General features: G+C 58.6%; 24 protein-coding genes, 1 tRNA gene and 2 pseudogenes. 6 read left to right on the forward strand and 21 right to left on the reverse strand.

Annotation, left to right across the window (positions count from 1 at the left end):
* Positions 1-216 precede the first annotated feature (216 nt).
* Entirely contained in the window at positions 217-2,508 is a 2,292-nt protein-coding gene (secA2, locus tag HBA49_RS06170; protein WP_005526402.1) for an accessory Sec system translocase SecA2, read from the reverse strand.
* Between the two features lie 135 nt (positions 2,509-2,643).
* On the opposite strand from secA2, the gene HBA49_RS06175 reads away from it, so the two are divergent.
* Together HBA49_RS06175 and HBA49_RS06180 are read left to right on the forward strand one after the other, a co-directional pair.
* Positions 2,644-3,837, forward strand: coding sequence for a bifunctional alpha/beta hydrolase/OsmC family protein (locus HBA49_RS06175; RefSeq protein ID WP_005525768.1), 1,194 nt, complete (start codon positions 2,644-2,646; stop codon positions 3,835-3,837).
* 64 nt (positions 3,838-3,901) lie between these two features.
* Positions 3,902-3,975: transfer RNA gene (locus HBA49_RS06180), tRNA-Pro, on the forward strand.
* Between the two features lie 43 nt (positions 3,976-4,018).
* On the opposite strand, the gene HBA49_RS06185 is transcribed toward HBA49_RS06180, so the two are convergent.
* The 3 genes and pseudogenes from HBA49_RS06185 to HBA49_RS06195 form a co-directional block, all read right to left on the reverse strand.
* On the reverse strand, positions 4,019-4,348 hold the full coding sequence (locus HBA49_RS06185) for a hypothetical protein (protein ID WP_005526085.1): 330 nt from the start codon (positions 4,346-4,348) through the stop codon (positions 4,019-4,021).
* 19 nt (positions 4,349-4,367) lie between these two features.
* A complete protein-coding gene (gene glpK / locus HBA49_RS06190) occupies positions 4,368-5,879 on the reverse strand; it encodes a glycerol kinase GlpK (RefSeq protein ID WP_005526515.1) in 1,512 nt (503 codons plus the stop codon).
* A gap of 3 nt (positions 5,880-5,882) precedes the next feature.
* Positions 5,883-7,600 (reverse strand): annotated as a pseudogene (locus HBA49_RS06195) (glycerol-3-phosphate dehydrogenase/oxidase).
* Positions 7,601-7,729: 129 nt separating this feature from the next.
* Here HBA49_RS06195 and HBA49_RS12925 point away from each other — a divergent pair.
* Positions 7,730-8,131, forward strand: a complete 402-nt coding sequence (locus tag HBA49_RS12925) for an EamA family transporter (RefSeq protein ID WP_244248387.1) — start codon at positions 7,730-7,732, stop codon at positions 8,129-8,131.
* 98 nt (positions 8,132-8,229) lie between these two features.
* Positions 8,230-8,838, forward strand: coding sequence for a DMT family transporter (locus HBA49_RS12930; protein WP_244248388.1), 609 nt, complete (start codon positions 8,230-8,232; stop codon positions 8,836-8,838).
* Positions 8,839-8,900: 62 nt separating this feature from the next.
* On the opposite strand, the gene HBA49_RS06205 is transcribed toward HBA49_RS12930, so the two are convergent.
* Positions 8,901-9,065: an Rv0909 family putative TA system antitoxin gene (locus HBA49_RS06205; RefSeq protein ID WP_005525530.1), complete on the reverse strand. Its 165-nt coding sequence runs from the start codon at positions 9,063-9,065 to the stop codon at positions 8,901-8,903.
* 127 nt (positions 9,066-9,192) lie between these two features.
* Here HBA49_RS06205 and HBA49_RS06210 point away from each other — a divergent pair, with 127 nt between their 5' ends.
* Positions 9,193-9,984, forward strand: coding sequence for a class I SAM-dependent methyltransferase (locus tag HBA49_RS06210; protein WP_225866118.1), 792 nt, complete (start codon positions 9,193-9,195; stop codon positions 9,982-9,984).
* Between the two features lie 270 nt (positions 9,985-10,254).
* Positions 10,255-10,899 (forward strand): hypothetical protein, encoded by a 645-nt coding sequence (locus HBA49_RS06215; RefSeq protein WP_005526614.1) that lies wholly within the window; start codon positions 10,255-10,257, stop codon positions 10,897-10,899.
* A gap of 111 nt (positions 10,900-11,010) precedes the next feature.
* Here the strand turns inward: HBA49_RS06215 and der are convergent, their stop codons facing one another.
* From der to HBA49_RS06290, 16 genes and pseudogenes are all read right to left on the reverse strand, one after another.
* Positions 11,011-12,465, reverse strand: coding sequence for a ribosome biogenesis GTPase Der (der, locus tag HBA49_RS06220; protein ID WP_005526435.1), 1,455 nt, complete (start codon positions 12,463-12,465; stop codon positions 11,011-11,013).
* The gene (cmk, locus tag HBA49_RS06225) at positions 12,466-13,170 is read right to left on the reverse strand and encodes a (d)CMP kinase (RefSeq protein WP_005526618.1); all 705 of its coding nucleotides are present in this window, start codon (positions 13,168-13,170) and stop codon (positions 12,466-12,468) included.
* A complete protein-coding gene (locus HBA49_RS06230; RefSeq protein WP_005525831.1) occupies positions 13,171-14,028 on the reverse strand; it encodes a pseudouridine synthase in 858 nt (285 codons plus the stop codon). It abuts the gene before it with no gap.
* Positions 14,029-14,085: 57 nt separating this feature from the next.
* Positions 14,086-14,640, reverse strand: a complete 555-nt coding sequence (gene scpB / locus HBA49_RS06235) for an SMC-Scp complex subunit ScpB (RefSeq protein WP_005525971.1) — start codon at positions 14,638-14,640, stop codon at positions 14,086-14,088.
* Between the two features lie 18 nt (positions 14,641-14,658).
* Complete coding sequence (locus tag HBA49_RS06240; protein ID WP_005526208.1) at positions 14,659-16,245, reverse strand: cation:proton antiporter; 1,587 nt, start codon at positions 16,243-16,245, stop codon at positions 14,659-14,661.
* 104 nt (positions 16,246-16,349) lie between these two features.
* Entirely contained in the window at positions 16,350-17,147 is a 798-nt protein-coding gene (locus tag HBA49_RS06245) for a segregation and condensation protein A (protein ID WP_034995605.1), read from the reverse strand.
* A 23-nt stretch (positions 17,148-17,170) separates the two neighbouring features.
* Positions 17,171-18,016: a ParA family protein gene (locus tag HBA49_RS06250; RefSeq protein WP_005526349.1), complete on the reverse strand. Its 846-nt coding sequence runs from the start codon at positions 18,014-18,016 to the stop codon at positions 17,171-17,173.
* A gap of 56 nt (positions 18,017-18,072) precedes the next feature.
* Positions 18,073-18,990, reverse strand: a complete 918-nt coding sequence (gene xerD / locus HBA49_RS06255) for a site-specific tyrosine recombinase XerD (protein ID WP_005526501.1) — start codon at positions 18,988-18,990, stop codon at positions 18,073-18,075.
* Positions 18,983-19,636 carry an NUDIX domain-containing protein gene (locus HBA49_RS06260; protein WP_005521270.1) on the reverse strand — a complete coding sequence of 218 codons (654 nt, stop codon included), beginning with the start codon at positions 19,634-19,636 and terminating at the stop codon, positions 18,983-18,985. The genes xerD and HBA49_RS06260 overlap by 8 nt, the downstream gene beginning before the upstream one ends.
* Before the next feature lie 20 nt (positions 19,637-19,656).
* Entirely contained in the window at positions 19,657-20,475 is an 819-nt protein-coding gene (locus HBA49_RS06265) for a copper transporter (protein ID WP_005521271.1), read from the reverse strand.
* Positions 20,475-21,653 carry a putative cytokinetic ring protein SteA gene (gene steA, locus HBA49_RS06270; RefSeq protein WP_050773712.1) on the reverse strand — a complete coding sequence of 393 codons (1,179 nt, stop codon included), beginning with the start codon at positions 21,651-21,653 and terminating at the stop codon, positions 20,475-20,477. Before steA ends, HBA49_RS06265 begins: the two co-directional genes overlap by 1 nt.
* A gap of 53 nt (positions 21,654-21,706) precedes the next feature.
* A pseudogene (gene recN / locus HBA49_RS06275) lies at positions 21,707-23,418 on the reverse strand (DNA repair protein RecN).
* Positions 23,419-23,427: 9 nt separating this feature from the next.
* Positions 23,428-24,354, reverse strand: coding sequence for an NAD kinase (locus HBA49_RS06280; protein WP_005521274.1), 927 nt, complete (start codon positions 24,352-24,354; stop codon positions 23,428-23,430).
* Positions 24,354-25,175 carry a TlyA family RNA methyltransferase gene (locus HBA49_RS06285; protein WP_005521278.1) on the reverse strand — a complete coding sequence of 274 codons (822 nt, stop codon included), beginning with the start codon at positions 25,173-25,175 and terminating at the stop codon, positions 24,354-24,356. Before HBA49_RS06285 ends, HBA49_RS06280 begins: the two co-directional genes overlap by 1 nt.
* Positions 25,175-25,309: a hypothetical protein gene (locus tag HBA49_RS13155; protein WP_005521279.1), complete on the reverse strand. Its 135-nt coding sequence runs from the start codon at positions 25,307-25,309 to the stop codon at positions 25,175-25,177. Before HBA49_RS13155 ends, HBA49_RS06285 begins: the two co-directional genes overlap by 1 nt.
* Positions 25,300-26,301: an HAD-IIA family hydrolase gene (locus HBA49_RS06290; protein ID WP_005525612.1), complete on the reverse strand. Its 1,002-nt coding sequence runs from the start codon at positions 26,299-26,301 to the stop codon at positions 25,300-25,302. Before HBA49_RS06290 ends, HBA49_RS13155 begins: the two co-directional genes overlap by 10 nt.

The following is a 26,301-nucleotide window of genomic DNA, read 5'->3' on the forward strand; positions in this document are numbered from 1 at the left end:
TCAACAAAGTTTATAATTACCGGATGCATTCACAATGTGATGCAAGGAAAACATCGGAACCACCCGCATAATAATTTTCAACCAATGTAAACATAATAGCGCCTGAACTCTGTTTTTGGGCAGAACTCATAAGCTATCTCCAGCTTGTGGCGTCGTTGTAAGCTATCGTAACACAAATAACAGCTGTGTAATTTCATCTCACCTGACGCATAAAACTCACCGGAAGATATTACCAATGCCGCGGAGCAGCGAATTCCCCGAGCCAGCTAGCGGGTTGTCCGACACCATATAGGTCCAGGTTGCGGACGGCCGCGCGAGTCCTTGCTCCTCAAGATGTGCCCCGTCGGCGTCGATTGGTACTTCGTTAAACGTATCCACGGCGTTATCCACCGCCCGCTGTGCTAATTCTTTGAATTCGCGTACCGCGATCCGGTGGAATTCGTCGATGGGGGTTTCCCGGGCAATGGCCCGCAGGTGGATGGATTCCCGCACATCATCCATGAGCGCCAGGTGGTCGCTCCACCCAAGGTCTAGGTGGTAGAGCATGATTTCCCGAGCCGCCCGCACCAGGGTGTCGCGGGGTAGCTCCTTGTCTAATAAGGTGGCGCGGGCGGAGCGTTCGAAGATTTCCTGCCAGGCCCGGTCGGTGTCGAGCAGTTCCGCCCGGCGTTTGTCAATGATATCGCGTTGGTCGGCGAGGAGTTTATTATATTTCCAGGTTTGGGAGTGGATTTCCAGCAGTTGGCCTTCGGTAACCCGCTGGCAGTGTTCGATCCAGTCCCGAATCCGTTTCGATTCGATACTGCCGTCCGCCGCGGGTCGGGCAGTGACTTCTTCCCCAGCGCCGCCCACGACTACCACATCGTCTTCCAGGGAGACGAAGAATAGGGCAAGCCCAGGATCCCCCTGCCGGCCGGCCCGACCCCGCAGTTGGTTATCCAGCCGGGCGGTGCGGTGCCGGGAGGTGCCGATCACGGCAAGCCCGCCGAGTTTCACTACCGCGTCGTGGTCGTTTTCGTCCGCCCCGCCGAGTTTAATGTCGGTGCCCCGACCGGCCATTTGCGTGGAGACGGTGACCCGACCAATGTCCCCGGCTTCGGCGATGATTCGGGCTTCCTCCGCGTCGTTTTTCGCGTTGAGCACGTTCACGTCGATGTCGTATTCCCGCAGGGCTTCGGCCAATGCTTCGGATTCCGCCACGTCTTGGGTGCCGACCAGCACCGGCTGGCCCGTGTCATGGATGGCTTTGATTTCGTCGATGATGGCCCGGTTTTTATCCCGGATTGTGGCGTACACCCGGTCTGCCTCGTCGAAGCGTTGCAGTGGTTCGTTCCGGTCGATCACGCTAACCCGCAGGTCGTAGAAACTGCGGAGCTGGTCTGTGGCTTCCACCGCGGTGCCGGTCATGCCGCACACCATGGGGTATCGGTGCATGAGGGCCTGTAAGGTGATGGTGTCGAGAATGCGGCCCCCCTCCGTCACGGCCAGGCCTTCCTTGGCTTCCACGGCGGCTTGTACCCCATCGGGCCACCGCTGGAGGTCCGCCACCCGGCCTTTGGAGGCGTCGATAAGTGCCACTTTGCCGTCCCGCACGATGTAGTGCACGTCCCGGGTGAGGAGCGCGTGCGCGTGCAGTGCCAGGTTGACCTGCACTAATGTGCTGCCCACGTGTTCGTCATCGTAGAGTGAGGCAATGCCGAGTTGGCGTTCCAGCAGCCGCGCCCCCACGTCGGTGAGTGAGGCGTTCCGCCCGTCCTCGTCCACCACATAATGCTGGTTTTTCTTTAGCCTGCGCACCAGGTCCGTGATTCGGCCGCCGGGTGCGGTTCCGGGCTCGTTGCCAGCCAGCACCAGGGGCACCAGGGCCTCGTCGACTAGCACCGAGTCGGCCTCGTCGATAAGCGCCACGTCCGCCCCGTGTTGGACCGCATCTGCCCGGTCGGTGATGAGCTGGTCGCGTAGCACGTCGAAGCCGATTTCGTTGACAGGCGCGTACACAATGTTTGCTTTGTATGCTTTTCGACGCTCATCCGTGGTCATCGACTCCGTGACCGCCGCCACCGTCAGGCCGAAAAATTTCACCAGCGGACCCATCCATTCCGCATCCCGGGCCGCCAGGTAGTCGTTCACGGTGACCGAATGCACCCGCTTGCCCATCAGCCCGAACCCGGTGTTTGCCATGGCTCCCACCAGGGTTTTGCCCTCACCGGTGGCCATTTGGATCACGTCGCCTTCCAGCAGGCGCAGCACCGCCTGGAGTTGCACGGGAAACGGGGTCATCCCCAGGGTTCTGGTGGCGGCTATGGATAATATGGCCAAAAATTCTGCCGCGTCCGCAACCTCACCCGATGCGGTGATCTCCCGGGCCCGAGCTACCAGATCCTCATCTGAACGGGCGTTTAGTTTCGCCACCCGGGCTGCGGCCTGGTCCACAATGGCCAAGCTGCGTTTTTGATTGCGGCCCTGTTTGCCGCCCATTGCTTTCCAAAACCAGTCGAAACCAGCCACCACATGCCTCCTCATACCGTCGCATCTTAAATTTATCCTTAATAGTAATCACAACACCAGAGAATTTATCCGCCCCCGATTATGTCCTAAGCTAGTGATGCGTTTTTTCCTAGCCTACGAAAGAGAACAATCTTCATGCATTCGATGAGTGTTCAGCTGCCTAGTTCCGCCGGCCACACCATGGCCGGCACCATTGACATGCCCGACACCGAACCAGTCGCCTACGCCCTTTTTGCCCACTGTTTTACTGGCTCTCGGTTCACCCCCGCGGCGGCCCGGGTGAGTAAAACCCTCGCCGAGCAGTCCATTGCCTGCCTCCGGTTTGATTTTCCCGGCCTGGGCCAGTCCACAGGTGATTTTCATGAAACCTGTTTCAGTGAAAACGTGGCCGATATCATCAGCGCCCACCAGTGGCTTGCCGACAATTACCGCACCCCCCAGCTGCTCATCGGCCATTCCCTCGGCGGCGCCGCCGCGCTTAAGGCCGCAACCAGCATCAAGGATCTCAAGGCGGTGGCGACCATTGGTGCCCCATTTGATCCGGCCCACGCGGTCCTGCATTTTGCCGACCGGATCAGCGAGGTGGACGCCACCGGAGCAGTCACGCTCACCCTTGGGGGCCGCGACATCACGATTTCCCGGGAGTTCCTAGAGGACCTGGCCGAAACCAACCCCGAATCCTACCTGCCCCGCCTGCGGAGACCCTTGCTCATTCTGCACTCCCCCATCGACCAAACCGTGGGTATCGACAACGCCCAAAACATTTACCGCACCACCCGCTACCCCAAGTCCCTTGTCACGTTGAATAAGGCGGATCATCTCCTCACCAAACCGGGTACCGCCGCGGCGGCAGCCCGCATGATTGCCACCTGGTCACAGCAGTACCTCATCCCGGACACTGCCCCTACCGCTGCCGATGTGATCCCCGAGGGAGTGGCTATTTCCCGCACCACCAAGGCCGGCCGGTTTACCGACGTTGTCCGCACCGGCACCCACACGCTGTACACCGACCGGGATAAAGCCCATGGCGGCCGAAACCTAGGTGTGGCCCCCACCTCGCTTATTCTCACCGCGCTGGCCGCCGCCACCAGCCAGGCCATTCGGGTGGCCGCCAACGAATCCCGCATCACCACGTTGGATGATGTTTCTGTCACGGTTTCCCGCATTGTTACCGAATCCGCCACCATTCACCTGCGCCGCGAAATCGCCCTCATCGGTGACCAGCTCACCGACACCGACCGCATGGAACTCCTCGCCGCAGCCAACGATAATGAGATCCAGGCCATGCTCGCCCACGGCATCATCATTGAGGACGTGCAACCAGCATAAACGCCCCCGGTTGGCGCTTTAGGGCCTCATGATGTAACCTAAACAAGTCGCCAAAAGCGACACTCGGACTGTGGCGCAGTTTGGTAGCGCACTTGACTGGGGGTTAAGGGGTCGCAGGTTCAAATCCTGTCAGTCCGACAAGATAAGGCTCACACCATATTGATTATGGTGTGAGCCGTTTTTAATTACGCAGCCACGAAAGCAATCTCATGGCAATAAGCGTGCTCAGCATTGATGCCAACGCAATCATCCACGCCGGCATCCCACCGGATTGCGCCTGCGGCTGCGCTACCGGCACCACTACCTGTGGGGGCATCACCACCGGCGGCTCCGACTCGGGTTCTGGTTCCGGTTCCGGCTCAACCAGCACGAATTCCGCCTGGCCCACCACCCGGTTTGTTTCATTATCAAGCAGCACCCCCCGATATGAGCCCTCCGTATCTTTCGATGACGCTAAATGCGTCCCCTCCGGGTGCACCGCCCGATACAACTGTTCCCGATTATTATCCATAAGAAAACACTCCTTTTCATCATTCCCAATCATAAGTTCGTTCCACGGCTCGGTTCCATTCCGAATATAACATCGCAACCTCTTGCGGCATCCGCCTGGGCGACCAGGTTTTTTCCGGCCGAATCTGATTCCGTAACTGTGTTAAATCCTGCACCAACCCCACACTCAACCCGGCCGCGAACGCCGCCCCCAATGCGGTAGTCTCAATCAGCCGCGGCCGCACCACATCCGTGCACACCACATCCGCCTGAAACTGCATCAATAAATTATTCCGCACCATTCCCCCATCAACCTTCAACTGGGTAAGCGGCACCCCGGAATCCGCCACCATCGCATCCACCACCTCTTTCGTTTGAAACGCTGTTGCCTCCAACGCCGCCCGCGCCAAGTGGCACCTATTCGCAAACCGCGTCAATCCCACAATCACTCCCCGCGCATCCGGCCGCCACCGAGGCGCAAACAACCCCGAAAACGCCGGCACAATATACACCCCACCGTTATCCGACACCTGCAACGCTAACTCCTCCACCTCGGAGGCGTCACGAATAATCCCCAGGTTATCCCGCAGCCACTGCACCAACGCCCCACCAATGGCCACCGACCCTTCCAACGCATACACCGGCCGCTGCCCCCGAATCTGGTAGCACACCGTTGTGATGAGCCCATTCTCACTCCATTTCGGCTCCATTCCCGTATTGAGCAACAAAAACAGGCCCGTACCGTACGTGTTTTTCGCCTCCCCCGGGGAAAAACACGCCTGCCCGAACATTGCCGACTGCTGATCCCCCAACACCCCCGCAATCGGCACCCCGGCCAACACGCCCCGCTGCCGCACCTGCCCGAACTCCCCCACACTGGGGCAGATCTTCGGCAGCATGCTCATGGGAATCCCCAACTCCGCACAAATGTCCGCATCCCACTGTAACGACCGGATATCCATCAGCAATGTCCGCGACGCATTCGTCACATCCGTCACATGCATTGCGGGTTTCCCCTGGTCGCCGGCCGCACCACCCGTCAAATTCCACAACAACCAGGTGTCCATCGTCCCAAACAGCAAATCCCCCGCCACCGCCTGCTCCCTAGCGTGCGGCACATTATCTAAAATCCACCGCAACTTCGGGCCGGACGAATACGAATTCACCAATAACCCCGTGGTCTCCCGCCACCGATCCGCGCCCCCACCAGCGGCAGCCAACTCCTCACACAACTTCGTCGTCCGAGTATCTTGCCACACAATCGCATGACACACCGGCTTCCCCGTATGCCGATTCCACACCACCGTCGTTTCCCGCTGATTCGTAATCCCCACCGCAGCAATATCTTCCCGGGCCACATTCGCCTCCGCCAATGCGGCCGCAACACTAAGTCGCACATTATCCCAAATCTCCACCGGATCATGCTCCACCCACCCCTTATGCGGAAAAATCTGCTCATGCTCATACTGGCCTACCCCCACCACCGAAAAATCCGCATCAAAAATAACGCACCGAGTCGACGTCGTGCCCTGGTCAATAGCAGCAATAAACATGTCTCACCTATCCTGACTCACATCAATCCGACTCCGGGGATCCGACACCCGAGCCACCATCTCATTCGCCCCAGCATCGGTTGCCTCCTGCTCCGCAGATAGTAATGCCGCAACCGTTGCGGCATAACCATCCACCTCAGCAGTCACCTCCGTAGCCGACCACCCCAAATATGGTGCCACCACCTGCGCAATCGGTGCGGCGCACTCCACCCCCCGATGCCCATACTCCATAGCGATCCGCAACCGCCGCTCAATAATATCCGCCACATGCAGCGCCCCCTCATGGGTGACCGCATACACCGCCTCCACCAGCAAATACCGGGGCGCACCCGGGATCGGGGCCAACAGGGCAGGATCACTCACCCCCAAAGCCAGCACCTCCCGCACCAACGACCCGTACCTTCCCAACAAATGCTCAACCTGCGCCGTCGTCAACCCATATTGGTGAGCCAGCGCCGGGGTGTGATTCGCCACAGCCTGATACCGCTCCGCCCCCAACAATGGCGTGGCATCCGTCACCGACTCTGGTACCATCCGGCCCCGAATATCTTGTACCGCCGCCGCAACCGCATCCCGACCAATAACCCGGTAGGTGGTGTACTTCCCACCAGCCACAGACACCAATCCGGGCGTCACCCGCGCCACCGCATGGTTACGGGACAAATTCGTGGTGGACTCCGACGTCCCACTCACTAATGGCCGCAACCCCGAATACACGCCCACAATATCCGCCACCGTGATCGGGTGCCGCACCTTCTCATTCACATGCGCCAAAATATAGTCAATGTCCGCCCGGGTTGCCGCCGGATACGCCAAATTCTTATCCCAATCAGTATCAGTCGTACCAATAATCCAATACTCCCCCCACGGGATCACAAACAACACCGACTTCTCAGTCACAAAACACAACGCAGCATCCGCATCCAAACAATCACGCGGCACCACAATATGCACCCCCTTCGACGCCCGCACCGTAAACGGCCCCGTCACCCCGGCAAGCTTATGGATCTCCTCCGTCCACACCCCCGTAGCATTAATAAACACATCCGCCGATAGTGTGGTCTCCGAACCCGTGTCGGTGTCCAACAGCCTTGCCCCCACCACCCGACTCCCCACCTTCGTCAACCCCACCACCTGCGTCGACGGCCGAACAACCGCCCCCAACTCCGCGGCCGTACGCAACACCGTCAACGTGTGGCGGGCATCGTCGACAAGCGTGTCAAAATACCGCACCCCACCAACTACCACGTCATCTTTCAACCCGGGGGCCAACCGCAACGTGCCCGCCCGCGACAAATGCTTCTGCATGGGCACAGACTTCGCCCCACCCATCAAGTCATACAGCGCAAACCCCGACGCCATATACGGCCGCTCCCACACCCTATGCGTCAACGGGAAAATAAACCGCAACGGTTTCACCAAATGCGGCGCCAACGTCGACATCGAAAGCTCCCGCTCCCGCAACGACTCCGCCACCAGCCGAAAATCCAGCATCGCTAAATACCGCAACCCGCCATGAAACATTTTCGACGACCGCGAACTCGTGCCAGAGGCAAAATCCCGCGCCTCCACAACCGCAACTTTCAACCCCCTACTCGCGGCATCCAACGCCGCACCCGCCCCCACGGAACCCCACCAATAACACACACATCAAAATGCTGCGCCCCAAACTCCGCCCACGCCTGGGAAAATACGCAGGATTCCAACTCACCATGGCCCATGCTCCTTACCTGGTTACTAATTTCCCAGTCTAAAGGCTCCCACCCGATCAGGCTAGCAATTCTTGTGTGAGTCTCACCCACAATCTACAATTTCCATTGTTCACAACCCCAACCAGGCAGGAATACGGCATGCCTCTAACATCCAAGAAAAACACCGCCATCCTCTTCGCCATCCTGGCGGCAGCGTTCTACGCGCTCTCCGCCCCCGCCTCAAAATACATCCTGGCCACCACCACCCCCACCATGATGGCGGCCTTCCTCTACCTCGGCGCCGGCAGCGGCATGCTCCTCATCACCCTGGGCCACCGCATCACCCACACCCCCAACCCAGCCGACCGCCTCACCCGCGCCGACCTGCCCTACACCATCGCCATGATCGTGCTGGACATCGCCGCCCCCATCCTGCTCATGCTCGGCATCGCCCGCACCACCGCCGCCAACGCCTCCCTACTCAATAACTTCGAAATCGTCGCCACCTCCCTCATCGCCCTCGTGGTGTTCAAAGAAATCATTTCCCCCGCCTCTGGGTAGCCATCGGACTCGTCACCGCGGCCAGCATCATCCTCAGCCTCGACATCACCGGCGGTTTCCACCTCGACTATGGCTCACTCCTCGTCCTCGGCGCCTGCGTGTGCTGGGGCATAGAAAACAACTGCACCAACCGGCTCGCCACAAAATCCAGCGAACAAATCGTCATGGTCAAAGGAATTTTCTCCGGCCTCGGCAGCCTCACCGTAGCCCTCATCATCGCCAACCCCATCCCCCCAATCGCCACCATCCTGGCCACCATGATCCTCGGCTTCGTCGCCTACGGGCTCAGCATCAACTTCTATATCCTGGCGCAAAAAGACCTCGGGGCCGCAAAAACCTCCGGCTACTACGCTATCGCCCCCTTCCTCGGCGTGCTGTTCTCCATGGTGCTCCTGCGGGAACTACCGGCATGGAACTTTTGGCTGGCACTGGCAATCATGGCCGCAGCCACCTACCTCATGATAAAGGACTCCATCGGCCTACAACACACCCATGAACACGGGCACACCCACACCCATCCCCACAGCCACATCTCAGGAGGCCGAATCATCACCCATAATCACGAGCACACCCACCATCATGTTCACGCCCACACGCATGCTGCCGGCACCGACCCCAACAGCCACGATCACGACCATGAATTCCTCCACGCCGAACACTCACATGATGACCACACGCACGAACACCCCGAACTCTTAGGGCTATAAACCAAAGACAAACCGGCCGGCACCAGATAGACAACGTGGTGCCAGCCGGTTTATTTCTGCAATTATTCGCTGCCGACCTTCTTGTCAATAAAATCTCTAGCCATATCAACCTGGCTCGCCTTGTCCTGACCAAGCTTGCTCTTGGCGGCGGCAGCGGCTTTATCCAAAACCGCATCGGTGATAAGTTCAGATTTCAATGCATCCTTGGCTTTGTCAAAGGTACCCATATATACGTCCTTTCGTCACGGGTTGTCCAAGAACATGATAGCTAAAACTTGACGCACCGGCACCATGGGCGTCGAAAAGCTAGAAACGCATAATAAGCATGAAAAAGATAGAAAACCTAGAATTATTGTGAATATTCCTCCGGTCTCTCGCCGCCACAGCCCCAAATTCGCCAGCGACTCGCACCGACTCACCAGCGCCAGGGCGTTTACCAGCGGTTCTAACACATACCACGATGTGCGACCCAGTTACCCGCCTGACATCCTGCGTCTGCTACGGCCGGCGCGCCGGGTGCTTGATGTGGGGGCGGGGACCGGAAAATTCACGCAGTTATTATGCGAAAGCCCACGGTTCGACCAGGTTTATGCCCTCGACCCCAGTATGGACATGCTGCGCACGCTGGTGCGGTTTGCGCCGGTTCCGGCGTGGCAGGCGACCGCCGAGCATACCGGTTGCGCCGCGCAGCTTTTCGACGCCGTAACGTGCGCCCAAGCCTGGCATTGGGTGGATACGAAACAGGCTAGTGCGGAATTGGACCGCATCACCACCCGTGACGCCCAGGTGTTGTTGGTGTGGAACACTCTTGACGTGAGTGTGCCGTGGGTGCATAGGCTCAGCCGCATCATGCATTCGGGTGACATGCTCACCCAGGGGTTTCTTCCCTCGGTATATAAGCCGTGGATAATAACCGATCAGGTTCATGACAGATGGGAGCAGGAATTATTACCAGCTCAGGTTCACGAATTGACTCACACCCGGTCGTATTGGCTGCGGAGTAATGAGCGCATTCGCGCCCGGGTGACGGCTAATTTGTCCTGGTACTTGGGCGAGCATCTGGGGTATGGGCCCAATGACATAGTGACGTTACCGTATCGGTTGGATGGGTTTGTGCTGTCGAAAATAGCACAGAAATTACCTTAAAATTACCCCCGTGCGCGGCTCACAAAGATCTCAATTTGATAACTGAAATCCCCCCAAAATGTGTGAGGGTGTTATTTGTCATTTTTGCTGCTTCTACCAGTTATATTCACCCGTGTGTTCAGTATCACCTGTGCGTTATGTAACGTTTTGGTCGACGACCATGGGGGATAAAACTTGAGTAAAGGATTAGCCAGACTCTCAGAAAGTATTTATGATGGGGACTGTTCCTCATGAGGAGAGGGAAAAACTTAAAACTTTCAAGGAGAGATTATGCGTAACCGCGCAATCGCAATCGCACTTGCTGTAGCAACCGCTACCGCTACCGCCATTTCTGCCCCCCAGGCTTTCGCCCAGGAGACATCTGCTCCCGCTTCCGCTTCTGCATCTGCAACCGCAGAAAAGCCGGCAGATAAGAGCAACGACCAGTCCAAGAAGGACGGGGACAAAGATCCCAGCGCCGACCTCAAGCACAAGGCTGAACAGTCCAGCGATAAGATCAAGGAAGATCTGAACGGCGCTTCCTCCAAGCTCGGCCTGGGTGGCAATACCAGCGAAGTGAAGCCGAGCCCCAGCGCCCCCAAGGTTGACGACAAGACCAAGGATCCCAGCAGCGACATCAAGAACCAGGTCGACAAGTCCAGCGATAAGATCAAGGAAGATGTGAACGGCCTGTCCTCCAAGCTTGGCCTGACCAAGACCACCTCCGTCACCCCGAGCGCCAGCGCCCCCAAGGACAAGGATTCCAGCAAGGATAAGCTGAACGACCTGTCCAATAAGCTCGGCGGCAAGGATAAGGTTGCTATCTTCGCCGGTGTCATTGCCTTGATCGCCGCTATCGGTGGTGCTATCGCCGCCTTCCTGCCGCAGATCCCCGGCCTGAAACTCCCCGCCATCCCTGGCATCCCCGGCCGCTAAATCGCAATAACTAGCTGTTTCCCCAACAAACAGCTGGCGTGTGAATGCTACGAAAACCCCCTTTTACCATCAATGTTGGTGGTGGTAAAAGGGGGTTTTGCTCTTGCCCAGTTATTTTTGTCGGCGTTCCCGCACCCGCACCGCTATGCGCACCGGGGTGCCCTCAAACCCAAAGGCTTCCCGGAATTTCCGCTCCAAATATCGGCGGTAGCCGGCGTCTAAAAACCCGGTGGTGAACAGCACAATCACCGGTGGTTGGGTGGATGCCTGCGTGGCAAATAGCACCCGTGGGATCCGGCCGCCCTTCATTGGCGGAGGATTCTGCGCCATGGTTGCCCGCAGCCACGTGTTTAACTGGCCGGTTGTGATCCGCTTATCCCAGTTCTCCAGGGCCTCTTCCATGTAGGGTTCTAGTTTTTGCAGCGCCCGACCGGTTTTCGCGGAAATATTGACCCGCCGCACCCACGGGATGTGTGCTAGCTGCTGTTCAATATCGCGCTCTAGCTCCCACCGGCGGTCCTCGGTCATGAGGTCCCATTTATTAAAAACCAACACCAGGGCTTTACCAGCATCTAAGATCATGCTCAGCACCCGCTGATCCTGCTCAGATACGGGTTCGGAACTATCAATCATGAACAAGCACACTTCGGCCGCGTCAATCACCCCCCGGGTGCGTAGTGACGCATAATATTCGTGCCCCTGGGCGTTTTTCACTTTCTTCCGCAGGCCGGCCGTGTCAATGAATTTCCACAAGTGCCCATCCAGTTGCACCAGGGAATCTACCGGGTCGACGGTTGTGCCGGCCACATCATCAACGACGGAGCGTTCCTCACCAGCAATCTTATTGAGCAGCGAGGATTTACCCACATTGGGTTTCCCCACCAGCGCCACCCGGCGGGGCCCCTCAGTGATCGAGGGTTGCCGGGGCTGGTCCGGAAAGCTGCGGAGAATCTCGTCGAGCACGTCGGCGCCACCCCGACCGTGTTGGGCGGACACCGGCCACGGGTCGCCCAAGCCCAAGGCATAAAATTCGGCCATGTCCGCGTACTGCATGTCCGAGTCGAATTTATTGGCCACCAGGATGACCGGCACGGATGCGCCGTGGAGTTTCCGGGCCATGACCGCATCGGTTTCGGTGATCCCCACCTTGGTGTCTACCACCATGACGATCACGTCCGCGGTTTCCATGGCGGTTTCAGCCTGCCGGGCGATCGCCCCGTGGATGCCTTTCACGTTTGGGTCCCACCCACCGGTGTCTTGCACCCAGAATCGTTGCCCACCCCAGTCCGCAATATACGAAATCCGGTCGCGGGTCACCCCAGGAAAATCCTCCACGACGGCTTCCCGCCGCCCTAAAAACCGGTTGACCAGGGTGGATTTGCCCACATTAGGGCGGCCCACGATGGTCACGGTGCACAGATTTTCTTCCAGGTGCGGGGTTTCACGTTCGAACCCGAATTCTTTTTCTAACTGTTCCCAATCCGATTCGGAAAAATCCTCGCCAAAATGCGGGTCGAGGAATTCCGACTCGTCAGGAATGCCCATGGCGTTTTCTTCGCTACTCATTTATGAGGTGCCCCCTTCGGCTGATTCTTCCACGAGGGAAATAAGCGTATCGATGGCTTCCGGCAGTGACAGGTCGGAGGTGTCAAGGATGATGGCGTCATCCGCCGGGTGGAGCGGGTCCACGGCCCGCATGGAATCCGCAGTGTCCCGCTGGATGACGTCGGCAAGCACAACTTCGTAGATTGTGTGCCCGCCGGAAGCGATGATCTGTTCATACCGGCGTTGCGCCCGCACCTTGTGGCAGGCGGTGAGGAATACTTTCAGCGGCGCATCCGGCAGCACATTCGTGCCCATGTCCCGCCCGTCGAAAATGCACCTGGGGGCGGTGCTTGCCCACTCCCGCTGCTGGGCGATGAGTGTCGCCCGCACCTCGGGGATCGCCGACACTGCTGACACCATGCGCGTGACTTCCTGCGACCGGATTTCCTCGGACACGTCCTCCCCGTCCAGCAGCACCGTCTGGTCGTCGAGCGTAATGTTCAGATTATTCGTCGCCGCAATGACCGCCGCCCGCTCCGCCGGGTTTACGCCGGCCCGCAGCACCGCAAGTGTGGCGGCACGGTACATGGCGCCTGTGTCAAAATACTGTGCCCCGAAATGCTTTGCGACGGCGCGACACAGCGTCGACTTCCCCACCCCGGAGGGACCATCCACGGCCACAACCAGCCGATTGTCGGGGGTGTTTACCAAATTTTGTGCAGTCATTTACATCTCCACCGCTTTATACAAGCTTCGCAGCTCATTATCGTTTAACGCCCGAATCGTCCCAGGCTTTTGTTCACCTAGCTGCACCGTGTGCAGCTTCGTGCGGACCAGATACTGCACGGGATACCCCGCGGCTTTCAGCATCCGCCGCACTATATGTTTCCGCCCCTCATGGAGTTGCACCCGGACCAGCGACCGGCCCTGGTGCACGTCAACAATCTGCACATAATCCGCGGCGGCCGGGCCGTCATCCAGCTCCACCCCATTTTTCAATGTGGTGACAAGCGACCGATCCGCTTCCCCCAGCACCTCCGCAATATATGTTTTCGACACCTCATACTTCGGATGGCTCAGCCGATTCGCTAACTCCCCGTCGTTGGTGAGCAGAATCAGCCCTTCCGTGTCCGCATCCAGCCGGCCCACATGAAACAGGCCCTGGCCGGCACTAATCCGCTCCGACACCAGGTCACCAATGCAAGGCCGCCCCAAATCATCACTCATGGTTGAATGAATTCCCCGCGGCTTATTCAACACAAAATACTGGTGGTTGTTGTTCACATTCACACGCACCCCATCAACCCGAATCACATCAACCTTCGGGTTCACGCGCACCCCCTGCTGCATCACCACGGCACCATTGACCTCAACCCGACCCGAGTCAATCATGATCTCGGCATTCCGTCGGGAAGCCACCCCAGCCTGCGCCAACACCTTTTGCAGCCGCACCCCATCGGTGTAGCTTTTCGGGTCGGAGGAAACATTCCGTGGCGACACATGCTGCCGCCGCGCAGGTTTCGCGTTAGAAAGAAGCTGCTTTTTTGAATCCGGTGTGCCATCACGGCGAGCGGGTTTTTTCACAATACGTCCTATCCCATATGCGGTTATTCAACATGGTTACTTTAATCTATCCGACTACTACAGGTCGAATTCGTCAATGCTATCAATATCCGGCAGGAGCGGCGCTAAATCCGGCAGCCGATCCAACGAATCAATCCCCAATAACTCCAAAAACAACTCCGTCGTCTCATACCGCCGCGCATGACCACCCGCAACCTCCCGAATCAGCCCCCGTAACACCAACGTGCGGATCACCCCATCAACATTCACCCCCCGCACCGCCGACACCTGTGCCCGCGTCGCCGGCTGCCGATACGCAATAATCGCCAACGTCTCCATCGCCGCCCGCGACAATTTCGATTGCGCACCACTCAATAGGAAGTGTTCCACCACCTCCGCATTCTCCCGCCGAGTATACAGCCGCCACCCCTCCTCAGTCTCCCGCAACTCAAACCCGCTCCCCCGCTCATCCAACTCCCGACGCAACTCCAATAACTCCCCCACCACAACATCCTCCGACACCGCCAACCCCACCGCCAACGCCGACACCGACACCGGAGCATCAACAACAAGCAACACAGACTCCAACTGGGAACGCACCAACGACACCGACGGCAATGAAAAATCAGTCATTGCCCCAGTGTATTCGGTTTAATCCATCTTCCGGGCCTTCGCCCCCAAAATCTGCCGATCAATCAAAAACAACACTTCATCCAAAATCGCCGGATCAATATCCCGCTCCCGCCGAGCCCGCAACAACTCCAACTGGGCAGCCCGCAACGCCTCAATCTGCGCCTGCTGCAACTTCACCTCAATATGCTTCGCCTTCTCCCGACGCTCCTCCGGGGTAATACCCTCCTCATTCACCTCCTCCAAATTCGTCTCCTCATCAAACCGTGACATAAGCGCCTCCAACCGCTCCTGCGGAATCTCACCAGCATACGACTGCATCTTATTCCGCGCAGCCCGCCGAGCCCGATTCACCAACTTCTCCCGCGACACGTCACCAAACGCATCCGGATCACTATCCAACGTCAGCTTCTTCATCAACGCCGGCAACGTCAACCCCGGAATCACCATAGTAAACAACAACACCACCAACGCAACCACCGGAGCCTCCTGATACAAACCAAAATCACCAGTATCAGGAATAGACAAAATCAACGCCAACGTCACCAACCCCCGCATACCAGCCCACGTAAGCAACAACGTCTCCTGCAACCGCAACGGACCCCCCACCCGATACCTCGTATACTTATTCGTCGCATACATCCCCAAAAACCACAGGCCACGCACCACAATAGCCACCGCAGACAACACCACACCCAACATCACGGCCTCCCCCCAATCCGAACCAACCGTGAAAATCGCATCCCGCGCCATAATCCCAATCAGACCAAACGCCACACCAGTAAACAACAACTCCACAATCTCCCAAAACACCGTGCCCGACAACCGGTCCTCCGCACCAATCGCCACCCGGGAGTTATACTCAATCGCAGCAATCACCACCGCAATCACCCCAGACGCGTGAATCTCCTCCGCCACCAAATACGTAATAAACGGAATCACCCACGTAAACGCATTCCGGGCAGTCGCCGACGTCATCCAACTAGACAAAAACGCCGCCCCCCGACCAATAAACCACCCAATCAACACAGCCGCACCACTGGAATACCCAAACTCCCAAATAGCCTCCCACCACTTCACCGTCTCCCCCTGAGTCAAAACCCCCAACGCAAGATTAAACACCAAAATCGAAGCCGCATCATTAAACATCCCCTCCGTCTGCAACGTATTCATCAACCGCCGCGGCACCCCAGCCGGCTCCGCCACCGCATCAACAGCCACCGGGTCCGGCGGCGAAATCGCCGCCCCAATCATCATCGCCCCAGCCACCGACAACGTAGGCACCAACCAACTAACCGTCAACCCCACAGCCACCGCCGTCGCAATCACCAACAACACCGACAACATAATGATCGACCGCCACTGCCGTCTAACCTGCGCCCACGACGCCCGCCGCGCCAACGCCCACAACAACGGCGGAATAAAAATCGGCAACATCAAATGCGAAAACTGCGACAACGAACCCGCCGACGGAACCCCCGGAATAAAAATCACACCAGCAGTCACAATCGTCAACAACACCGGCCACGGCAACCCAACCCGATCACCAATCGCCACCATCACAACCGTGGCAAACAATAACCCAAACAGCCAAATCATCACCGACACAAATCACATCCTTTCCACCCGACCCCCACAAAAGTGGGGAAAACAGGCCAAAACACCAAAATAATTCGTGATTTATGTTACCAATCTTCCGGCGACAATACGGCCTACTCCCACCGCCCCGCCAACACCACCATCGGATCCACATCCACCCCAGTCCACGCCACCTTCAACTCCCCCAACGACTCTACCTGCTCAAACACCACCACCTGAGCCTTATACAACTCCAACAACGCCAAAAACCGCCCCACCACCTCTAACGACACCCCACAATCCCGCGTCAACGCCTCAAACCCCAACCACCGATCCGGCCCCACCAACCGAAACATATCCAAAATCCGCACCGCCTGCTCCGGCACCGACACCCCCACCTTATGCACATGCCCCACCTCCACCACCTCCGGCGGCCGCGGCCGAAACACACTCGCAGCAAACTCCGCAAAACTCTCCGCCGAATGCCCCAACACCACCGGCGGCAACAACCCCACAAACCGCTCCTCCAACCCCACCACCCGCGGATACCGCAACCGCGCCGACGCCTGCCACACCGCAAACAAATCCGCCACCTGCCGATACGCCCGATACTGCAACAACCTCGCAAACAACAAATCCCGCGACTCCAACAACGCCAAATCCGCCACATCATCCACCTCCCCCCGAGGCACCAACCGCGCCGCCTTCAAATCCAACAACGTCGCCGCCACCACCAAAAACTCCGTAATCTCATCCAGCCGCGCCGACACCCCCAACTGCTTCACATACCCCACAAACTCATCCGTCACCTGCGCCAACGCCACATCAGTCACATCCAACTTCTGCGCCGAAATCAACTGGAGCAATAAATCAAACGGCCCCTCAAAATTATGCAAAACAATACGAAACCCCGTAATCTCCGGCTGCTGCACATCACTATCCACAACCACACATCCTAACCCCCCAACCGCCCAATCACCTCCCGCGCCAACTGCCGATACTGCACCGCCCCCTGCGACCCCGACGCCCACGTAATAATCGGCTCATGATGATACGACGTCTCCGGGAACCGCACCGTCCGGGTAATCACCGTATCAAACACCTTCTCCCCATACGCCGCCACCACACTAGCAATCACCTCCCGCGAATGCACCGTCCGACGATCAAACATCGTCACCAAAATCCCCACCAACTCCAAATCAAAATTCACCCGATCCCGCACCGTCTTCAATGTATCAATCAAAATATTCAACCCCCGCGACGCAAAATACTCACACTCCATCGGCACAATCACCCCATGCGCACACGCCAACGCATTCACCGTCAACAACCCCAACGACGGCAAACAATCCAAAATAATAAAATCATACTTTCCCACCACCGGCCGCAACACCCGAGCCAACGCCTGCTCCCGCCCTACCTCATTCACCAACCGAATCTCCGCCGCCGACAAATCAATCCCCGCCGGCACCAAATCCAACCCCGGAACCTTCGTCTTCACCGTCGCCGACTCCACCCCTGACTGCGCATCAAATAATAGATCATAAATAGTGAAATCCTGCTCATCCGGCCGCACCCCCAACCCCGCGGACAACGCCGCCTGCGGATCCAAATCCACCAACAACACCCGCCGGCCCGCCTCCGCTAAACACGCCCCCAAATTAATCGCTGACGTCGTTTTCCCCACGCCACCCTTCTGATTACACATGGCAATGATCCGCGCCGGGCCGTGGTGGGTGAGTGGTTGGGGTTCGGGGAATTCGCGGATGGGCCGGCCGGTCAGGCCAAGTTCGGGAACCATGTCAATCCATCTTCCTTGATCGCACTAGTGTTCGCGTTTTATAGTACCGGTATTTTTTAGGCCCTCGGGTGCGACATGACCCATGCTTGCCGTAAATTCTCGGCGGACACGTGAGTGTAGATCTGGGTGGTGGTGACCGATGAATGCCCTAACAGTTCTTGCACTACTCGTTCTCCCGCGCCGCCTTCGAGTAGGTGGGTGGCGAAACTATGCCGGAGTGTGTGGGGGGAAATGTCTTTGGTGATGTGTGCCCGAGCGGCGGCGGTTTTCAGGACAGCCCAGGCGCTTTGCCGCGATAACGTCCGGCCGCGGGTGTTGAGCAGGAGCGCGTGCGAGGCCCCGGTGGCGAACACGGGTCGGGCCCGCACCAGGTATTGGTCGACGGCCGCCATGGCTTGGCTGCCCACTGGGACGAGGCGTTGTTTGTTGCCTTTCCCGGTGATGCGCAGCATGCCGTCGTTGTCGTGAAAATTATCGACAGTGAGGGCGGTGATCTCGCTAATGCGCGCACCGGTTCCGTACAGGAGTTCGATAAGGGCTCGGTCGCGGAGGTCTATGGGGCTGGCGGTATCGTCGGTAGGGATGGCGTCAATGAGCTGGGTGACTTCGGCAATGGTGAGTACGTCGGGCAGGTGCCTTCCGGTCGCGGGTGGGGACACATCGGCCGCCACATCCGTGGTGACCAAGCCCTCCAATAACGCGAATTTATGCAGGCCCCGGGCAACGATGAGGGCCCGGGCCGCGGAGCTCACAGCTAGGGGTTTGATGTTCCGATCGGGGTCGCCGCGGCGCAGCTCGGTGACATACGCCTCAACCTGACTGGTCGTGACCTGGTTGAGGTCGGTCACCCCCACGGCATGCAGCCAGGTCACGTAGCGGTACAGGTCGCGGCGATAATTGCTTAAGGTGTTGCTGCTATACCCCTTTTCCACCTTGAGGTGCGTCAACCACGCGGCGACCACATCGTCAAGCATGGGGTTGTTTCTTCATGTCTCCGACCATGCCTGCCGCTTTACGACGCCGCGTCAGCGCCGTGGGCCGCAATTCAAACGGAGTTTGGGCCGACCGAGGCCTGCGCACTTTCCGCTCCACAGCGTCCGCCGTCATGATGCCGGCAATGGCAATCCCATTGGTGATCTCCCCTTTGAGCACCATATCCACGGCATAGTTCAATGCCACCCACCGGTTTTCCAAGTCCGCTTCTTCCCCCTCGCCGGCGGGCCGATCCTGCTTATATAAGCCCGTGGCCAAATACACCCGGACGGCTTCGTCGCTAAACCCCGGGCTGGAAACCAGGTCCACCAACACCGACCATTTCGTCGCCCCCAGGCCGGCTTCTTCCAATAGTTCGCGTTTCGCCGCATCAAGCGGATCCTCATCAGCAATATCCAGCAAACCCGCAGGTAATTCCCACAGGCGTCGATCCACCGACCTACGATACTGTCGCACCAGCGCAATCTTTCTACCGTCATACGCCACCACAGCAACCGCACCAAAATGCTCCACAAGATCCCGGGTTGCGGTGCCCCCCTCGGGCATGGTGAGGGTATCCCGACGAACCCCAAAAATGGCCCCGTCAACCAACAGCTCAGAATCAACAACCTGATATTCAAACGCCATAACTGTACAGATTACACAGACTATTCGGCATCCCCCACCGAATCCGGGTCGTTCGGGGGCACCAGGAGGGCTACCTGCCGCACAACCGCGAACTGCCCAGTCGCCCGATCAATAGAATCCACCGTAACAACCCGCCCCTGTAACGCCGCAAGCTGCGCAGATCCCGTGTCGCCGGCAACCACTAACCCCCCACCTCGTGAGCCCAATGCCGGGGCGAACCGAGTAAGGAATTCCGTTGGAACATCCGGCCCCACTATGAGAACCACCGCATCCGCAGGCTTGACACCCCCATCACCATAGGTGAGAAACCCAGCATTCCGCAGTGTCCCCAACCCCGAGGCGCGCTCCTCATCGGTGGCCGATGAGTGAAACACCAGCGACCCCAATACCTCACCCGCGTGAGTCCCCACATCCAACTTATCCTCAGATAAGGTCGCCCCCGCCGGCAAAACATTGCTCGCAATATTCTTCATGGCAGGGGTGAAAAATTCCTCTCGAAGCCGCATGCTACCGGCATCCCGCGCCCCAGCGTCGGCAAGCAACCCCCGTACCTTCGTCACATCCGCATCCCGAACCCCACCGGCATACACCACCATCACCGACCGCTCCGCTAACGTCCCAGCCAAAGTCTCCCGACCCACATCCAAAACCACCGAATCCGCCGACCGCAACTGCGCCCGCGCCGCCTCTAGCTCACCCCGCGCCTGCGCTACCGCCGTCGACAAGCCAGCAACCCGCGAATCGGCGCTCCCCGCCAAGCTAGGCGCCAGGCCTAAACACCCCACAACAATACCGACAGCAAACGCCACTGCCGCCTTAAATACCCCACCGCCACGCATCACGACGCCACCCGACCAATAATATTATTCCACGTATCCACCACATTCACCATAAACGACCCCTCCCCAGCCAAACCAGCAACCATAATCACCGTAGCCAACGCAACCAACACGCCCATCACCCCCCACAAAAACGCAATATTCTTACCAGACCGTATATTATACAAAGTGGCTATCGCGGACGCATCCACCAACCGCGGCCCCAACTTCATCCGCGACAACAACGCCGACGGGCTCGCATACCCCGACTGTGCAAACAACGAATCCAACGTCACCGACGCCCCCACATTCACCACTAACTCCGCCTGATGAAAATCAGCCAAAAACAACGCCAAATCCGTCGCATTCTCCACCGCCGACGGAAACGTCAACGCCCCCACCCCCAAATCCTGGATCCGCTCCAACCCCACCACATGCCCATCAGGGCCCGCAGGAACCACCACCCGCGCCCCCGAACGCAACGCCGCAGCCCCAATACCACCAGGATCCCCCACTATAAAATCCACCCCATACCCCAACTCCACCAGCGCATCCGCGGCCTCATCAACCGCGATAATCACCGGCGAAAACTCCCGGATAAAATTCCGTAACTCCTTCAACTCCGACCGGAAATACCGGCCCGGACTCACCACCAACACCTTCCGATCCCGTAGCGCATCCCCCACCTCGGGAATCCCCAACCCATCAATCAATAATGGCGACTCGGAATGAATAAACTGAATCGTATTCCCAAAAAACGCCTCCATATAATCAACCAACCGCTGCTGCGCCACCAAAAACCGCTCCTCAGCATCCGCCGGCGTCACCACCACCCCCGAACCAAGCAACTTATCCCCACAAAATAACTCACCCGACTCGGTCAACCTCCCCTTCTTCCCATCCTTCAACCCCACCAACACACCATCCCCCACATCCTCAACCAACATAATCCCCGCATCCAACATCATCTGCGGCCCAAAATTAGGAATAGCACCAGTACTAAACTCCCCCGTGTTCACCACCGCAACCACCTGCGAATCAATCAACCACTGCGCCACCGCCCGCGACACATCCGGCGCATCAATCACCGCAATATCCCCCGCACCCAACTTCTTATAACCCTTCTTACCCCTCACCGAAAGATCACGCATTACCGCCTGCACACCAGGCAAATCCACAGTCCGAGAAAACAAACTCATACCCCCATTCTCCCCAACCACCCCCACAAACCGGGGAACGCCACGCACACAACCTACCGGAAATCCGCCACCTCAGCCTGCGCCTTATCCAACAACTCCTGCGCATGCGCCCGACCCGTCTCCGTATCCTCCAACCCCGCCAACATCCGCGACAACTCAGCAACCCGAGCACCACCAGTCAGCTCAACCACCCCCGACGACACCGACAAATCCCCCACATCCTTCGACACATGCCAATGCGCATCCGCATACGCCGCCACCTGCGGCAAATGCGTCACCACAATCACCTGATTATGCACCGCCAACCGAGCCAACCGCCGCCCAATCTCCACCGCAGCCCGACCCCCAACACCAGCATCAACCTCATCAAACACCAACGTCACCCCCCGACTATTCGACGACAAAATCACCTCCAACGCCAACATCACCCGCGACAACTCACCCCCCGACGCCGACGACGCCACCGGCCGCGCCTCCCCGACGCACCAACCGACAACAAAAACTCCACCACATCCACCCCCAACTTCCCCGGAACCGCCACCTGCGACACCGACACCGAAAACACCGCCTTCGCCATCGCCAGTCCCCGCAACTCCGCGGTCACCGACTCCCCCAACCGCCGAGCCGCCCGCCCCCGAGCCGCAGACAACTCTCCTGCAATCCGCCACACCTCAGCCTCAGCCGACTTCACCTCAGCCTGCAACCGCTCCACAGCCTCCGGCGACGTATCAATCCCCGCCAACTTCACCTCAGCCTTCCGCAGCCACTCCAACACCCCATCAACATCCGGCGCATATTTCCGCGTCAACCCCTTCAACTCCTGCTGCCGCAACAGTAGCCCCTCCAACTCCGCAGGATCCCCCGACAAATTCGACAAAAAACTCCCCAACTCAGCCGAAACCTCCCCTAACTCCGCGGTCACAGCCCCCAACCGCACAGCCAACTCCTGCAACTTCTCATCCCCACTCTTCTGCAACGCCGACACCGCCTGCCCCACCAAATCAGACGCCCCCGCCATCTCGGAACCAAAATCACCATCAATAACACCCAACGCCACCGACGCCTGATGCCGCAGCTCATCCACATCCTGCAACCGGCGAATCAGCGACACCAACTCCACATCCTCACCCGGCTGCGGATCCACCCCCCGAATCTCCGAAATCGCAAACTGGAGCCGATCAGCCTCCTGCGCCAACTCCCGCCGAGACTCCGTCCGCGACCGCAAATCCCGCACCAACCGACGCCACCGACCAAAAGCCTCCCGATAACCAACCAACAACTCAGCAATCTTCGGATCACACCGATCCACCGCTGCCAACTGCTCCTCCGGCGCCAACAACCGCAACTGATCGTTCTGACCATGAATCGTCAACAACTCCGCACTAAACTCCTGCAACGCCGCAGCTGGCACCAACCGGCCCCCCAAATGCGCCTTCGAACGACCCCCCACAGACACCGTCCGCGACACAATCACCTCACCCCCCTCATCCAACCGGCCCCCAGCCGACACCACCACATCCCGAGCAGCCCCCGCCACCTCGGAATCCACCCCATCCAACACAAACCGCCCCTCCACCGCGGCCTGCGCAGCACCGGAACGCACACGACTAGCATCAGCCCGACCCCCCACAAGCAACCGCAACCCAGTCACCACCATGGTCTTACCAGCACCAGTCTCACCAGTTAACACCGTCAAACCCGGACTCAACTCCATAGCAGCCCGGGAAATAACACCTAAATTCTCAATAGCAATATCGGCGAGCATTCCGACATCCTAGCACTCATGCCGCCGCTGCCCCGGACCCCGCCAACCCTCAACCGGCAACCGTAACTTCGACACCAACCGATCCGTAAACGGCCGCTCATCCAACCGCACCCACTTAATGCTCCGCTCCCCCCGAACCACCTCAACCCGACTCCCAGGCGGCATCTCAAACTTCCGAAACCCATCCATCACCACATGCGCCGGAAACGACGCCGACCGGGACTCCACCGCCACCTCCGACCGCGGACTCACCACCAACGGCTTCGTAAACAACGCATGCGCATTATTCGGCACCACCAAAATCGCATCCAACTCCGGCCACAACACCGGCCCCCCAGCCGAAAACGCATACGCCGTCGAACCCGTCGGCGTCGAAATAATCACCCCATCACACCCAAACGAACTCACCGGCCGACCATCAACCTCCAAAATCGCATCCAACACCCCAGACCGATTCTGATTCTCCACACTCACCTCATTAAGCGCCCACCCAGAACCCAACGACTCACCGTTACGACCAATCCCCTGCACCGCAATCGTCATCCGCTCCTCAATACTGAACTCGCCAGACACCACCCGCTTCACAGCCTCATCCAACGAATCACGCTCCCACTCCGCCAAAAACCCAATATGGCCCAAATTAATACCCAACATCGGCAAATCCGCCATATACGCCAAATCCGCCGCCCGCAAAAACGTCCCATCACCCCCCATCACTAACACAAAATCCACACCAACAATCGCATCGCTACAATGCGGCACCAACTCATACCGACTCAACACCGGATGCGCCGCAATCGCACCATCATTCTTCGGCACCACCACCCGCACCGAAATACCAGCATCACGCAATAACTCCGCCGCCAGCGCAGCAGTCTCAATATTCGACTTCCGCCCAGCATGCGACACCAATAACACTTTCCGGGGCTGAGACATTACTCCGGTCCTTCCCTCACTGCCCGATCAACCATAGCGGCAACCTCCCCCCGAGGTAACTTTGCCACCCCACCATCTTTCACGAGCCACAAAAAATATTCCACATTACCCTTCGGGCCCGGAAGCGGCGACGCCACCACCCCCCGCAAACTCAACCCCAACTCCTGGGCAGAAACCGCAACATCGGTAGTCACCTCGGCCCGCAACTGCGGACTACGCACCACCCCACCGGACCCCAACCGATCCTTCCCCACCTCAAACTGCGGTTTCACCATGGGCACCACATCCCCACCATCAACCACACACGACACAATCGCCGGCAACACCAACGTCAACGAAATAAACGACAAATCCCCAACCATCACATCACATAACCCCCCACACTGATCCGCCGTCACATAACGAATATTTGTTCGATCCACCACCCGAACCCGATCATCATTCTGCAACCGCCACACCAGCTGACCATAACTCACATCAACCGCAACAACCTCCCGCGCCCCCCGACGCAACAACACATCCGTAAACCCCCCAGTAGACGCCCCCGCATCCAGCACTTTCTTCCCCACAACGCTTAAACCCGCAGGCTCAAACGCCTCCAACGCCCCCAACAACTTATGCGCACCCCGCGACGCCCAATCATCAACCGCACCCCCCAACACCTGAATAGACACCCCAGACGACACCTGAGTGGCAGGCTTAATAGCGGGCATACCCTGCACCAACACCTGCCCACCCCGAATCAACTCCACGGCCTGCTCCCGCGACCGCGCAATCTTCCGACGCACTAACTCCGCGTCAAGACGCCTCCGATCCGACATTACTGCAATGCCTCATGCAAAATCTCATGCGCCTCGTGCAAAACCGCAGCCTCCTGCGCTAACGTGTCCATCGGCTGCGCCAACACCGCATGAAGCCGTTCAATCACCTGCTCCGGCTCCACAACTACTGCCACCCCGCCAACGCTCGCTCCGCCCCAGCATCCGCAGGTACAACTTCACCGGTAAACCCTGCGGAAGGATCAGTCCAGGCAACAGCCAACACGGTACGCAACGCCTCCACAGCACCCCCACCGGAAGCATCGCCGCTGGTGAGCACAATCGTGTTATCGTCGGCGCGCCGGGCAGCGAATCCGGCTTGTGCGTGTGGGGTGAGTTCGGCTGCCGGCAGGTCGAGTCCCCGTAGGTCTTCCGCGATATAGGTGGGGCGTTCGGTTGGTTCTGCGTGGACGAGCGCCCAATGGCGGGAGACACCGGTGAGCACGTGGAAGGTGTCCATGTTGGCGGCGACGCCGCCGGCAATGTCAGTGTTAAGTCGATCGCCCACGGCAAGGGGGCGGGTGGATTGCACTTTCGCGGCGGCGGAGTGGAACATTGCCGGTTCGGGTTTTCCTGCCGATAGCGGGGTGACGCCGGTAGCGGTGGTGACCGCAGCCACCATGGAACCGTTACCCACCATGAGTCCCCGTTCCATGGGCAGTGTGGTATCCAGGTTGGACGCGAAATAGTAAGCCCCGTTGCGGATGCTGAGTGCAGCCTCGGAGAGTTCCGCCCAACCGGTTTCGGGATTATGCCCATGAAGTACGGCCTTGGGGTTGTCGTCGGCAGAGTCAACGACGCGGAGACCGCCGTGGCGGGCCAGGTTTTTGAACGATTCGGAACCAAGCACATAGACAGGGTCACCGGGTTGCAGTCGCTGTTGAGCGAATTCCACGGCCGCCTGCGCCGAGGTCACTACATGGCGCTCATCTGTGGGAACCCCCAGTTTGGTGAGTATTTCTGCCACTACTTCCGGGCCCCGCGAAGCATTATTGGTGATGTACATGACGGGTATGGAAGCGGTGGTGAGGTATTTTTGGGCGTGCGGCAGGAGGCGGCCGCCTTCCCATACTGTGCCGTCCAGGTCGAAAAGTAAACTGTCGTATGTGGTGAGAAGTGATTCGGTCAT

It is taken from the genome of Corynebacterium matruchotii (genome assembly GCF_011612265.2).
GTDB classification, from domain to species: domain Bacteria; phylum Actinomycetota; class Actinomycetes; order Mycobacteriales; family Mycobacteriaceae; genus Corynebacterium; species Corynebacterium matruchotii.